At 65.8% G+C, this 12095-nt stretch carries 12 protein-coding genes; 5 read left to right on the forward strand and 7 right to left on the reverse strand.

Annotated features, from left to right (window positions below):
* The first annotated feature begins 28 nt into the window (after positions 1–28).
* On the forward strand, positions 29–1351 hold the full coding sequence (locus ACQGNJ_RS04110; RefSeq protein WP_426687966.1) for a hemolysin family protein: 1323 nt from the start codon (positions 29–31) through the stop codon (positions 1349–1351).
* A gap of 171 nt (positions 1352–1522) precedes the next feature.
* Here the strand turns inward: ACQGNJ_RS04110 and ACQGNJ_RS04115 are convergent, their stop codons facing one another.
* Positions 1523–2287: an RNA methyltransferase gene (locus tag ACQGNJ_RS04115; RefSeq protein ID WP_426687967.1), complete on the reverse strand. Its 765-nt coding sequence runs from the start codon at positions 2285–2287 to the stop codon at positions 1523–1525.
* Between the two features lie 113 nt (positions 2288–2400).
* Between ACQGNJ_RS04115 and ACQGNJ_RS04120 the strand changes: the two genes are divergently transcribed.
* Positions 2401–3204: an inositol monophosphatase family protein gene (locus ACQGNJ_RS04120; protein ID WP_426687968.1), complete on the forward strand. Its 804-nt coding sequence runs from the start codon at positions 2401–2403 to the stop codon at positions 3202–3204.
* A 150-nt stretch (positions 3205–3354) separates the two neighbouring features.
* Here the strand turns inward: ACQGNJ_RS04120 and ACQGNJ_RS04125 are convergent, their stop codons facing one another.
* The 4 genes from ACQGNJ_RS04125 to ACQGNJ_RS04140 form a co-directional block, all read right to left on the reverse strand.
* Positions 3355–4566: a hypothetical protein gene (locus tag ACQGNJ_RS04125; RefSeq protein ID WP_426687969.1), complete on the reverse strand. Its 1212-nt coding sequence runs from the start codon at positions 4564–4566 to the stop codon at positions 3355–3357.
* Between the two features lie 56 nt (positions 4567–4622).
* Complete coding sequence (hda, locus tag ACQGNJ_RS04130; protein WP_426687970.1) at positions 4623–5318, reverse strand: DnaA regulatory inactivator Hda; 696 nt, start codon at positions 5316–5318, stop codon at positions 4623–4625.
* On the reverse strand, positions 5315–6490 hold the full coding sequence (locus tag ACQGNJ_RS04135; protein ID WP_426687971.1) for an AI-2E family transporter: 1176 nt from the start codon (positions 6488–6490) through the stop codon (positions 5315–5317). Before ACQGNJ_RS04135 ends, hda begins: the two co-directional genes overlap by 4 nt.
* Before the next feature lie 88 nt (positions 6491–6578).
* Entirely contained in the window at positions 6579–7562 is a 984-nt protein-coding gene (locus ACQGNJ_RS04140; protein WP_426687972.1) for a DUF2066 domain-containing protein, read from the reverse strand.
* Positions 7563–7727: 165 nt separating this feature from the next.
* Between ACQGNJ_RS04140 and purM the strand changes: the two genes are divergently transcribed.
* From purM to ACQGNJ_RS04155, 3 genes are read left to right on the forward strand one after another with little or no spacing between them, the layout of a single operon-like run.
* Positions 7728–8756, forward strand: a complete 1029-nt coding sequence (gene purM, locus ACQGNJ_RS04145; RefSeq protein WP_426687973.1) for a phosphoribosylformylglycinamidine cyclo-ligase — start codon at positions 7728–7730, stop codon at positions 8754–8756.
* An 8-nt stretch (positions 8757–8764) separates the two neighbouring features.
* The gene (purN, locus tag ACQGNJ_RS04150; protein WP_426687974.1) at positions 8765–9430 is read left to right on the forward strand and encodes a phosphoribosylglycinamide formyltransferase; all 666 of its coding nucleotides are present in this window, start codon (positions 8765–8767) and stop codon (positions 9428–9430) included.
* A 34-nt stretch (positions 9431–9464) separates the two neighbouring features.
* A complete protein-coding gene (locus ACQGNJ_RS04155) occupies positions 9465–10172 on the forward strand; it encodes a DUF3108 domain-containing protein (protein WP_426687975.1) in 708 nt (235 codons plus the stop codon).
* A gap of 159 nt (positions 10173–10331) precedes the next feature.
* On the opposite strand, the gene murA is transcribed toward ACQGNJ_RS04155, so the two are convergent.
* Together murA and ACQGNJ_RS04165 are read right to left on the reverse strand one after the other, a co-directional pair.
* The gene (gene murA, locus ACQGNJ_RS04160; protein ID WP_426687976.1) at positions 10332–11591 is read right to left on the reverse strand and encodes a UDP-N-acetylglucosamine 1-carboxyvinyltransferase; all 1260 of its coding nucleotides are present in this window, start codon (positions 11589–11591) and stop codon (positions 10332–10334) included.
* Positions 11592–11673: 82 nt separating this feature from the next.
* Entirely contained in the window at positions 11674–11916 is a 243-nt protein-coding gene (locus tag ACQGNJ_RS04165) for a BolA family protein (protein ID WP_426687977.1), read from the reverse strand.
* Between the last annotated feature and the right edge of the window lie 179 nt (positions 11917–12095).

Below are 12095 nucleotides of genomic sequence, written 5' to 3' on the forward strand. Positions count from 1 at the left end.
CCATGCGCCCTCCCCCATCTTTACCGCGATGCTGACCCAAATCGCGCTCGTCCTCGTGCTGGCCCTGTGCAACGGCTTCTTCGCGCTGTCGGAAATGGCCCTGGTCGCCTCGCGCAAGAGCCGCCTGAAGCAGATGGCCCGGACCAGCCGCAAGGCGGCCCTGGCGCTGCAGCATGCCGAAGCCCCCGAGCATTTCCTGTCGACCGTGCAGGTCGGCATCACCCTGGTCATGCTGATCACCGGTGCCGTTGCCGGTGATGCGCTGGGTGGCCATATCGCCGCCTTGCTGCAAGCTGGAAGCCTCGGCTGGCTGCTGCCGTACGCGCACCTCATCGGCATCGTGCTCGGTTTCACGCTGATCTCCTACATCCAGATCGTGTTTGGCGAGCTGGTGCCCAAGCGGCTGGCGCTGACCTTCCCGGAAAAGGCTGCATCGTATGTGGCGATTCCGATGCTGGTGCTGTCGCGGATCACCGCACCCTTCGTGTGGTTGCTCAACGTGAGCAGCAACCTGCTGCTGCGCATGTTGCGGGTCAACCAGCAAGGCCGCGGGGTGGTCACCGAAGAGGAGATTCGCCTGCTGGTGGCCGAAAGCGCGGAACAGGGCGTGCTCGATCCGGACGAGCACAACATGGTCAATCGGGTGTTGCGCCTGGGCGACCGCACGGTCGACAGCGTGATGACCCCGCGCATGCGCATCGCCTGGCTCGACATCGCCGGCACCCGCGAGGAGAACATCGAGGTACTGCGCGACACGCCCTATTCGCGTTACCCGGTCTATCGCGGCGACGAAAGCGACGTGGTCGGCGTGGTCGAGGTCAAGCTGATGCTGCACAGCTTCGCCGAGGGCAAGCCGGAACTGTTCGAGCACTTGTGCAAGCCGCTGTTCGTGCCCGCGGCGGCCCGCGCGCTGGACCTGCTGGAGGAATTCCGCGACGCCGAGACGCCGCTGGCGCTGGTGGTCGACGAGTACGGCGACATCGAGGGCGTGGTCACCGTCAACGACCTGCTGGCGGCGGTGGTCGGCGCCAGCCAGATCGGCCATGGCGGCGGCAACGAGGACAGCCCGATCATGCAGCGTGCCGACGGCAGCTGGCTGATCGACGGCAGCCTGCCCACCGACGACCTGCGCGAACTGCTGCAGATCGGCACGCTGCCAGGCGAGGACGAACACGATTTCCGCACCGTCGCCGGCATGGTGATGACCGCGCTGGGCCATATCCCGCAGACCGGCGAAGTGTTCGCCTGGCACGGCATCCGCTTCGAGGTGGTCGACCTCGACGGCGCCCGCATCGACAAACTGCTGATCACCCCGGCGCCGTCGCTGGAACCGTCCGACGACGAGCAGTAGGAGCGCACGCTGAGTGAAGCTCCAAACGCGCAGGGCGGGCACTGCCTCGGTGAGCAGGCTACGTGCTGGCCACGCGTGAAATGCACGAAACAGGAGTGAGTGAAGAGGAGTGAGAAGTGAGAGAGAAGCTAAGGGCTACACCGCCGTTCTCTACTTCTCACTCCTCTTCACTCACTTCTCGCCCTTTCTCGCCAGCCCGGCCATCCGCTGCGCGTCGGCAAGAATGCCATGCAGCACGCGCAGCTCGCGCTCGTCCGGCTGGGCGCGCTGGAACAGCTTGCGCAGGCGCAGCATGATCGTGGTCGGCTCGCGGCCCTTGTGGAACTCGATGTCGTCCAGCGTCTGCCCCAGGTGGCGGTAGAACTGCTCCATCTGCGCCGCGTCAGCCGGCGGTTCATCGTGTTCCGGCGGTGCGGCGGGCAGGTCGTCACCCAGCATCGCCAGGCGCACCTCGTACGCCATCACCTGCACTGCCTGCGACAGGTTGAGCGAGCTGAAGTCGTCCACGCTGGGAATCCGCACCATCGCGTGGCAACGCGCCAGCTCCTCGTTCTCCAGACCCGTGCGCTCGTTGCCGAACACCAGCGCGACCTGCTCGCCACACGCCGCCGCGGCCAGCGCCTGCTGCGCGGCCTCGCGCGGGGACAGTTCCGGCAGGTTCACCCCGCGCCGTCGTGCCGACAGGCCCAAGGCCAGGCTGCTGCCGGCCAGGCCATCGACCAGCTCGCGATGGATGCCGGCACCGGCCAGCACGTCGTCCGCGCCGGCAGCCAGCGCACTGGCCTCCGGATCGGGGAACCGATACGGCGTGACCAGCTCCAGTCGCTGAAAACCCATGGTGCGGATCGCCCGCGCCGCGCTGCCGATATTGCCCGGGTGCGAGGTACGCACCAGCACGTAGCGGATGCGGGCGGCAAGGTCGTGGAAATCGGTCATGCGCTTGGCGGGTGGCGACTGGGGTCGACAAGGATAGTGGACAAGGGGCGGCCGGGGCTCGCCTCTGCTAGAATTCCCGGCCGCAAACCCGCTCTCTTCCAAAGTCGAAACCCATGGCCCGACCACACGTCACGATCGCGGCGCGCGCCGCCCGTTCCGCAGGCAACGTCATCCTGCGCTACATGAACCGCATCGACGGCCTCAACATCGTCGAGAAGCAGCAGCTGGATTTCGTCTCCGAAGTCGACAAGCTGGCCGAGGCGGAGATCATCAAGGAACTGCGCCGTGCGTATCCCGACCACGCGATCCTCGCCGAGGAAAGTGGTGCGATCGGCAAGGGCCCGCTGACCTGGGTGATCGACCCGCTGGACGGTACCCACAACTACCTGCGCGGCATCCCGCACTTCAGCGTCTCCATCGCGCTGCTGGAAAAGGGCGTGCCGATCCACGCGGTGGTGTTCGACCCGCTGCGCGACGAGCTGTACACCGCCAGCAAGGGCGACGGCGCCTACCTCAACGACCGCCGCATGCGCGTCAGCAAGCGCGAGAACCTGGGCGGCGCGATGATCGCCACCGGTTTCCCGTTCCGCCAGCGCGAGCACCTGGTGCCGCAGCTGGACATGACCCGCGCCATCCTCGGCCAGGCCGAGGACATCCGCCGCTCCGGCTCCGCCGCACTCGACCTGGCCTACGTCGCCGCCGGCCGCTACGATGGCTACTTCGAGATCGGCCTGAAGCCGTGGGACATGGCTGCCGGCGTGCTGCTGGTGCACGAGGCGGGTGGCCGCTACTGCGACTTCGCCGGACGTGACGGCATCCCGGAAAGCGGCAACATCGTCGCCGGCAATCTCAATGTGGCCAAGGCGATGGTCGATGCGATCGGGCAGCAGGCGACGCCGGGGTTGCTCAAGGCTTGAGCCTGAATTTGCGTTTGCAAGATGTTTGAACCCGACACCTGATCTCGAAGCCTCGAAAGGGGCTTCAACCAGTCATCCAGTCGCGGCATCGTGATGCACGGTTGCGCCAAAACTCATGACTAACGCGGCCCGGGGCTTTCATGCCCAGGCTCAATAGAGAAAGGTAGTTGCGCTTCCCTCAATCCGGTCGATCCGGACGTGATTCCAGCGATTCACGCCATAAACGCGATAATCGCGCGCACCCTCTTCATCTTGTATGTGGACGCACGCATTCTCTTCGGGATAATCAGGCAGGCAAGCGATCGTCTGCACCTGCCGGATTTCCTGCAGGGAGCTGCCGGGTATTACCCCTGCCATGTCTTTTTCGCGCCAGTGGACATCAATGACCTGATTGGCGAACGGACCATGCCGGCTTAGCACGTCCATATAGCGCGCTACCTGGACTGCCGTTTGGGCATCCGGCGCGGGAAAGAAGTCTCGTGTCGTCGCTTGAGCTGCACAACGCGCGTCGCTTGGCAGACTCGCTCCGGACTCGGGAGCCTCATATAGAGCGGCAGGCACCCCGAAACGCCACGTCTGTGTACGGGATTGGACATTCCCTTTCTCATCCAGCGTGATATGAACCCACCGCGCCCGGCATATCCCTGGCTCGCGGATGTCGGCCCTGGCGCGTTCGTAAAATGTCAGTTGTCCGAACGATCCCATATACCGGGGACGCAACGCGTCCACCACGTCAGCTCCTTCGCTACCCAATAGCAGGTGAGCCAGGACCGGCAATGGAAGTAACCGCGCTGCCCGATGGCTCAACGGAAGCGTAGCGTCAACGCCTGACTCCGATGCTTTCGAACCGCAGAGGGCAAATGGTTGGGAGAGGTAACGACGATCGTACTTGTCGCGCAACTCGATGCGCAGGGTCTTGGCGTAATCCTCGGGCCTGACATCATCCAGCAACGCAATAGTCATTCCATCATCGTGTCCGGCAATGCTGGCATGGTCGGCGATATCCACCACGGGGACCGGCAAGCCGGGAGACAGGCGCTTGTCCACGACATGGCTTTCGCCACTGACATCGAGCACGCTGTAGGCGCTCCAGATCAGCACCGGAGGATCCCTGACGTTTCCTGAAACATCGAAGCGAAGTGGATGTGCACCAAGATTGCGGATATGCAGGTCCACCGCCACGTTCGATGCGTATTCCCCGCAACCCGATATCTGTGGCGCAGCGACGACCTCGATCAAATCGGGGTCAACCGGACGAACGCATCCGCTCAAGCCGAGAACTATCGACAGGGAAATCCATCCTGCGCAATAAAACAGCCGATACATATGCGTCCTTGGAAACCAGAGGGTCAGAACCATCATCCATTAGTCGTCTCCGATTTCGGCAGCCAGCCGCAAGCCCCGGAAACTAAGAGGTTTCATCCCAGTTCGCGCAGGAAACCGCGCAAGAACGGGATAGTGATCCGCCGCTGCGCCGCCAGCGACGCCACGTCCAGCTTGTCGAGCAGATCGAGAAGCGCGCCGAGATCGCGCGCATAGCGGGTGAACAGCCAGTCCAGCACGCTGTCGTCCAGTTCGATGCCGCGCGAGGCGGCCTGTGCTTTCAGTACGGCGCGGCGTTCGTCATCGTCCAGTGGCTTGAGGGCGAACTGGGTGCAGGCACCGAGTCGCGAGCGCAGGTCGGGCAGTTCGATGCCGAGCTGGGTCGGAATCGTATCGGCGGCGAACAGCAGTGCGCTGCCTTCGGCGCGGGCCCGGTTGTACAGGTCGAACAGTGCGTGTTCGGCCTCGCGCTTGCCGGCGATGGCGCCGAGGTCGTCCAGCGCCAGCAGTTCGCTGCCGGCGACGCCGCGCAAGGCGGCCGCGTGATCGGCCAGCGTGGCCAGCGGCAGGTATTGCACGCGCCGCCCCGCCACACTCGCCGCCTGGCAGGCCGCCATCAGCAGGTGGCTGCGACCGCTGCCATGCGGGCCCTGCAGGTAAACCCACGGCGCGGCAGGCTCCAACGCGAGTATCTTCACCGCGGCCAATGCCGCGGCATTGGCATCGGCGTGGAAATGTTCGAAACGCTGCCGACGCGGCCAGCGCAGCGCAAGCGGCAACTGCGGAATCATGGCGTGGAAGCATCACTCGAGGGTGGCGTACTGACGGCATCTGTCTCGACTTCGCCATCGCGGTGCACGGTGACATCCACTTCGGCGATCACCGGATCGTCCGGCCCTTCCTCGTTGTACAGCTCGCTCATCCGATAGCGTTCCAGCACGTAGCGCAGCAACACCATGATCACCGACGCCGCCGGCAGGGCCAGCAGCACGCCGAGGAAGCCGAACAGGTAGCCGCCGGCCAGCACGGCGAAGATCACCGCCACCGGATGCAGGCCGATCTTGTCACCAACCAGCTTGGGCACCAGCACATAGCCTTCCAGCAACTGGCCGATCACGAACACGCCGCAGACCAGCAACACGTGGGTCCAGTCGCCGTATTGCACCAGCGCGGCGATGATCGCCGCCACGAAGCCGATGATGAAACCCAGGTACGGCACGAAACTGAGCAGGCCGGCAACCAGGCCGATCAGCAGCCCCACCGACAGGCCCACCAGCCCCAGCCCGGCGCCGTAGAAGACGCCCAGCGCCAGCATCACCAGCAGCTGGCCGCGTACGAACGCACCGAGGATCTTGTCCGACTCGTGCGCCAGATGCGCAATGGTCGGCTGGATCGAGCGCGGCAGCATACCGTCGATCCTGGCCACCAGCCGATCCCAGTCGCGCAACAGATAGAACGCCACCACCGGAATCAGCACCAGGTTGGTCAGCCACATCGCGATGCCCAGACCCGAGCGCGACACCTTGCCCAGCACCGCGCCGGCAACCCCGCCGATCGAGCCGATGTGCGCCTTGACCGCCGCCAGCAGGCGGTCGCTGTCGAAGGTATGCGGATCCAGGTGCAGGCGCGCCTGCAGCCACGGCCACGCCACGTTCTGCGCCCAGTCGCCGTAGCGCGGCAGGTTCTCGATGAGGTTCTCGACCTGGCGCGCGATCAGCGGGATCAGCAGCAGCAGCACGCCGACCACCACGACCAGCAGCACCACGAAGACGATGGTGGCCGCCCACATCCGGTTCAGTCCCAATCGTTCCAGTCGGTCAGCCAGCGGATCACCCAGATAGGCGAGCATCGCCGCCACCGCGAACGGCATCAGCACCGGCGCCAGCAGCCACACCAGGTAGCCCAGCACCACCACGATCGCCAACAACTGCCAGCGCCGCGAAATGTCCTTGTCGTGATTCACCCGGCACGCCCCTGCAGGAAAAAATGGTGGTCCGTTTCAAGAATCCGCACGCCGATGGGCGGGGTCTGGCCGGCGATTCGCCTCCGGCTCAACGCAGCCAGCGAAGGTTCGCGTCCGCCCCCGGATGCGCTTCACCCTGCAGCAGCAGGTGACCGCCGGCGGCGAGGTTCGCGGCCAGCGCGCTGATCGGGATCATGGCCTTGACGTCCAGCAGCACGGCATCGTTCTGCGCGCCCAGGGTCAGCACCTGCTTCACCGCGGAATCGTTCTGCAGGGTGGAAATGAGGTTCGCGTAAGCCATCGCGCTGTCCAGTCCGCTGACCCAGAGCTTGCCTTCGCTGGGACCGGCGCCGATCACGTTGAGCTGTTTGCCCAGGCGATCGACCAGTCCGCTGCCGGCATCGCCAAGCAGGCTGCCGGCATTCGTCCCCTGCGCGCTCCAGCGCTGCGCCTGGCCACCGGAAACCAGCGTCCAGTCGGCACCGTCGGCGTGCAGCTTTCCGAGCAGGACCAGTCCGGTGCGGTATTGCTGGTTGATCATCGCCAGCGCGGCCGGATCGGTGGCCGCGACCTTGGCCGGGTCGGGCATATGGGCAGCATCGGGATACACCACATTGGTGCCGCGCGCGGCGGCAGACGCCGCCAGGCTGGCGAGCGCGGTCTGATCGAGCAGCTGGCCGTCGCTGCCCTGCACCAGCAGCAGCACCGGCGGCTTGATGCCGGCGCTTTGCACGCCCAGTTTCGACACCAGCCGGCGTACCGAACCGGGTTCGAAGTCCACATTCAGGATCATCCCGGTCGCGGCGCGCTGGTACTGGAACTTCTGCACCAGCGACGCCGCCTTGCCCAGGGCATCGGCGTAACCGGCATTACTGCGCAGATCCTGCCCGCCGGCGATACGGGTCAGCACCTGGCCCAGCGCGGTGGAGAACGCCTGGTCACGCTGGGTATCGCTGGTATCGGCCACCGGCACGACCACCGAATACGGCGAGCCGGCCACTTGCGCGTGCAGCGACGGGAGGGCGGCGAAAACCAGCAGCAAGGTGGCGAGCAGCAGACGGGACAGGCGCATGGGGCAGGCATCTTCTTCGGGAAAACTCCCGGGAAGTCTGCCCAATAGTGTCCCCAGCGTCCATCGCAGCTGTCAGCGGAGCCAATAGCCGACCGGCAACCGGGCCGCAAGCTGCTAAACTTGCGCGTTTCATCCACCCTGCAAATCCTGACCACGGTCCTCGCCATGTCTGACGCCCTCACCTACCGCGCCGCCGGCGTCGATATCGATGCCGGCAATGCGCTGGTCGAACGCATCAAGCCGATGGTCAAGCGCACCCTCCGCCCTGAAGTGATGGGCGGACTGGGCGGCTTCGGCGGCCTGTTCGACCTGAGCGGCCGCTACAGGGAACCGGTGCTGGTCTCCGGCACCGACGGCGTGGGCACCAAGCTGAAGCTGGCGCAGACGCTGAACCGCCACGACACGATCGGCATCGACCTGGTCGGCATGTGCGTCAACGACGTGCTGGTGCAGGGCGCCGAGCCGCTGTTCTTCCTCGACTATTTCGCCACCGGCAAGCTGGACGTGGATACCGCCGCGGCGGTGGTCGGCGGCATCGCCACCGGCTGCGAGCTGGCCGGCTGCGCATTGATCGGCGGCGAGACCGCCGAAATGCCGGACATGTATCCGCCGGGCGAATACGATCTGGCCGGCTTCACCGTCGGCGCGGTGGAAAAGTCGCAGATGCTGACCGGCGAGTCGATCGTTGCCGGCGACGTGATTCTCGGCGTGGCTTCCAGCGGCCCACATTCGAACGGCTATTCGCTGGTACGCAAGATCCTCGACCGCGCCGGCTCGCCATTGGACCTCGACATCGGCGGGGTGAAGCTGATCGACGCCCTGATGGCGCCGACCACGATCTACGTGAAGGCCATGCTTGAGCTGTTGAAGAGCGGGCCTGTGCACGGCATGGCCCACATCACCGGCGGCGGCCTCAAGGAAAACATCATCCGCGTGGTGCCGGACGGTCTCGGCATCGCGCTGGAGGCGTCGGCGATCGTGCTGCCGCCGGTGTTCGACTGGCTGATGCGCGAAGGCAACGTGGCGCGCCAGGAAATGTGGCGCACGTTCAACTGCGGCGTCGGCTTCACCGTGATCCTGCCGCACGATGCGGTGGCTGCGGCCTCCGCCCTGCTCGCGCAGCATGGCCTGGCCAGTTCGGTGATCGGCGAAATCGTGCCCGCGCAGGGCGACGAACGCGTGCATATCGGCTGAGCCGTTCGGTGTCCGGGATCCGTGCAAAAGTGGCCGTGCTCGCCTCCGGGCGCGGCAGCAACCTGACCGCCCTGCTCGATGCGCGTGACCGTGGCGAACTGCCGGTCGAGTTCGTGCTGGTCGGCAGCGACAAGGCCGCCGCCGGCGCGCTGCGGCTGGCCGAGGCGGCGAACATTCCCACCCTGGCGCTGGATCCGCGCAACTACCCGGACCGCCGCGGCTTCGATCTCGACCTGTTCGCCCGCCTTGCCGCCAGCGGCGCCGAGTGGCTGGTACTGGCCGGCTTCATGCGCATCCTCGATGGCGAGGCACTGCGGCCATGGATTGGCCGCATCATCAATATCCACCCTTCCCTGCTGCCGAAATACCGTGGCCTGCATACCCATCGCCGCGCGCTCGAAGCGGGCGATGCCGAACACGGCGCCAGCGTGCATTTCGTCACTGCCGAACTCGATGGCGGGCCGGTGATTGCGCAGGCGCGTTTGCCGATCGCCGCTGACGACGACGAACAGTCGCTGGCGCATCGCCTGCTGCCGCTGGAACACCGGCTGCTGCCCGCGGTGCTGGCCGAGCTGGCCAACGGGCGACTGCAATGGGATGGCCACGGTCCGCGTTTCGCCGGACAGCCGCTGGCCGCACCGTTGCAACTGGGTCAGCACGGACTGCAGCCTTAAAGCCGGTTCAGCCCCGTCTGCGCAGACTGTCCGCATGACTATCCGCGCCCTGCTCGTCCCCCTGTTCGGCCTCGGCCTGCTGCTTGGCAGCGCAGCGGCGCTCGCCGCCACGCCGCCGCCGTTCACCGCCACCTACAACGTGTTGCAAGGCGGCCAGCCGATGGGCGTGGCCACCATCCAGTTGCGCGCCGCTGGCGATGGTCAATGGATCTACCGCAAGGACGTCAAGGGCACCGACGGACTGGCCGCCCTGCTGGGCGCCAGCGTCAGCGAATCCTCCCGCTTCCGCTGGAAGGGCGACGTACCCGAAGCGATCAGCTACGACTACCGGATGCAGGCAGCGGTGAAGCAGAAGCAGCGCCATCTGGTGGTCGACTGGGCGAAGAACGAAGTCAGCGTCGACGAAGGCAAGGGCGCGCAAAGCTACCCGGCCAGCCCCGGCATGGTCGAACGCAACACCCTGGCGCTGGCGCTCGGGCTGGCCCTGCGCGACGGCAGGCAGCAAATCGCCCTGCCGGTGGCGGTGCGCCAGCAAGTGCAGACACAGAACTTCAAGGTGACCGGCAAGGAGGCGATCAAGGTTCCCGCCGGCAGCTTCGACGCCGAACGCATCGATCGCACCGACGCCGACCGCGGTTTCAGTGCGTGGTACGCGCCCGACCGCTACCCGCTACCGGTGAAACTGTCGCAGCACGACGGCGGCGACCTGGTGCTGGAGCTGGTGAGCTACCGGGCCGATTGAACCCCACCCCGAAAAACGCGTAGCCGCCAAAACACCGGGATTCCTCCCCCTGCTCGCAGGGGGAGGCAGGGAGGGGGTAGCCCAGGCCCTCGCGTAAGATCAAGAGCACCCCACCCCAACCCTCCCCTGCTGCGCAGGGGAGGGAGCAAAGCCCGGCAATCAGTTCGGCAAGCGACGGATCTTCGCGCCGAGTACGCCGAGCTTCTCCTCGATGTTCTCGTAGCCGCGATCGATGTGATACACGCGGTCGACAACCGTATCGCCCTTGGCGACCAGGCCGGCCAGCACCAGGCAGGCGGACGCACGCAGGTCGGTGGCCATGATCGGTGCACCACTCATCTCGGGCACGCCCTGGATCACCGCGGTATTGCCTTCGAGCTGGATGTTCGCACCCAGCCGCTGCAGTTCCTGCGCATGCATGAAGCGATTTTCGAACACCGTCTCGGTCACCACGCCGGTGCCTTCGGCCACGCAATTCATCGCGGTGAACTGCGCCTGCATGTCGGTCGGAAACGCCGGGTACGGCGCGGTGCTGATGTTGACCGCCTTCGGCCGGCGCCCACCCATGTCCAGCTCGATCCAGTCGTCGCCGGTGGAAATGTGCGCACCGGCCTCTTCCAGCTTGGCCAGTACCGCTTCCAGCGTATTGGCGCGGGCATGCCGGGCACGCACCTTGCCACCGGTCATCGCCGCACCCACCAGGTAGGTGCCGGTCTCGATGCGATCGGGCAGCACGTCGTGCTGGGCACCGTGCAGTCGCTCGACACCGTGGATCACCAGGGTCGACGTGCCGACGCCCTCGATCTGCGCACCCATCGCGATCAGGCAATGGGCCAGGTCGACCACCTCCGGTTCCTGCGCGGCGTTCTCGATCACCGTGGTGCCCTGCGCCAGCGCGGCAGCCATCATGATGTTCTCGGTGCCGGTGACGGTGACCATGTCCATCACGATGCGCGCACCCTTCAGTCGCGACGCCTTGGCCTTGATGTAGCCACTCTCGACCGTGATCTCGGCGCCCAGCGCCTGCAGGCCGCGGATGTGCTGATCGACCGGGCGCGAGCCGATCGCGCAGCCGCCGGGCAGCGAAACTTCGGCCTGCCCGAAACGCGCCACCAGCGGGCCAAGCACCAGGATCGAGGCACGCATCGTGCGCACCAGATCGTATGGCGCCACGCAGGTGTTGGTGGTGCTCGGGTCGATGTGCATCTTCATGCGATCATCCAGCACCAGCCGCACGCCCATCTGGCCAAGCAGCTCGATGAAGGTGGTGACGTCGTGCAGGTGCGGCACATTGCCGATGCTGACCGGCTCGTCGGCCAGCAGGCAGGCAGCGAGAATCGGCAACACGGCATTCTTGGCGCCGGAAATGGCGACCTCGCCGTTGAGCGGCGTGCCGCCGCTGATCAGGATCTTGGCCATCGTTGTTCCTAAATTTGTGCGCTCCTCCATGAGCGCAAAGAAGAACCGGCATCCATGCCGGACTTTTCAATTCGAGCGAAGATCACCCTTGGCGCGCCGCGACTTCCTCGGGGGTCAGGGTCTTCAGTGCCAGCGCGTGAATGGCGCCACCCATCAGCTCGCCCAACGTGGCATAGACCAGCCGGTGTCGGGCCAGCGGCAACTTGCCGGCAAACTGGCTGGCCACCACGGTGGCCTCGAAATGCACGCCATCGGCGCCGCTGACTTCCACCTGGGCACCGGGCAGGCCTTGTTCGATCATCGCCTGAATGCGGCTGGAGTCCATCGGAAAGTGTTCCATGCGGTAGGTCGGGCCAGCCGCGAGGTGGATTCCAGGTCGATCGGAATCCATTGGGCTGGCTTATGACGTTAAAATGGCAATATGCCATGGTAATGGAAATACGCTGGCGCAGAAACGACAACGGCGCCGCGGCAGGTCGAATCGGCCCGCCATCGGTGGCCCTC

This window comes from Rhodanobacter ginsengiterrae (genome assembly GCF_050026815.1).
Lineage (GTDB): Bacteria > Pseudomonadota > Gammaproteobacteria > Xanthomonadales > Rhodanobacteraceae > Rhodanobacter > Rhodanobacter ginsengiterrae.

What these genes read in the sequence shown, in the direction of transcription:
- ACQGNJ_RS04110 (WP_426687966.1), top strand. Translation starts at nt 29, where the DNA reads ATGCTGACCCAAATCGCGCTCGTCCTCGTGCTGGCCCTGTGCAACGGC.
- ACQGNJ_RS04115 (WP_426687967.1), bottom strand. Translation starts at nt 2,287, where the DNA reads ATGACCGATTTCCACGACCTTGCCGCCCGCATCCGCTACGTGCTGGTG.
- ACQGNJ_RS04120 (WP_426687968.1), top strand. Translation starts at nt 2,401, where the DNA reads ATGGCCCGACCACACGTCACGATCGCGGCGCGCGCCGCCCGTTCCGCA.
- ACQGNJ_RS04125 (WP_426687969.1), bottom strand. Translation starts at nt 4,566, where the DNA reads ATGATGGTTCTGACCCTCTGGTTTCCAAGGACGCATATGTATCGGCTG.
- hda (WP_426687970.1), bottom strand. Translation starts at nt 5,318, where the DNA reads ATGATTCCGCAGTTGCCGCTTGCGCTGCGCTGGCCGCGTCGGCAGCGT.
- ACQGNJ_RS04140 (WP_426687972.1), bottom strand. Translation starts at nt 7,562, where the DNA reads ATGCGCCTGTCCCGTCTGCTGCTCGCCACCTTGCTGCTGGTTTTCGCC.
- purM (WP_426687973.1), top strand. Translation starts at nt 7,728, where the DNA reads ATGTCTGACGCCCTCACCTACCGCGCCGCCGGCGTCGATATCGATGCC.
- ACQGNJ_RS04155 (WP_426687975.1), top strand. Translation starts at nt 9,465, where the DNA reads ATGACTATCCGCGCCCTGCTCGTCCCCCTGTTCGGCCTCGGCCTGCTG.
- murA (WP_426687976.1), bottom strand. Translation starts at nt 11,591, where the DNA reads ATGGCCAAGATCCTGATCAGCGGCGGCACGCCGCTCAACGGCGAGGTC.
- ACQGNJ_RS04165 (WP_426687977.1), bottom strand. Translation starts at nt 11,916, where the DNA reads ATGGACTCCAGCCGCATTCAGGCGATGATCGAACAAGGCCTGCCCGGT.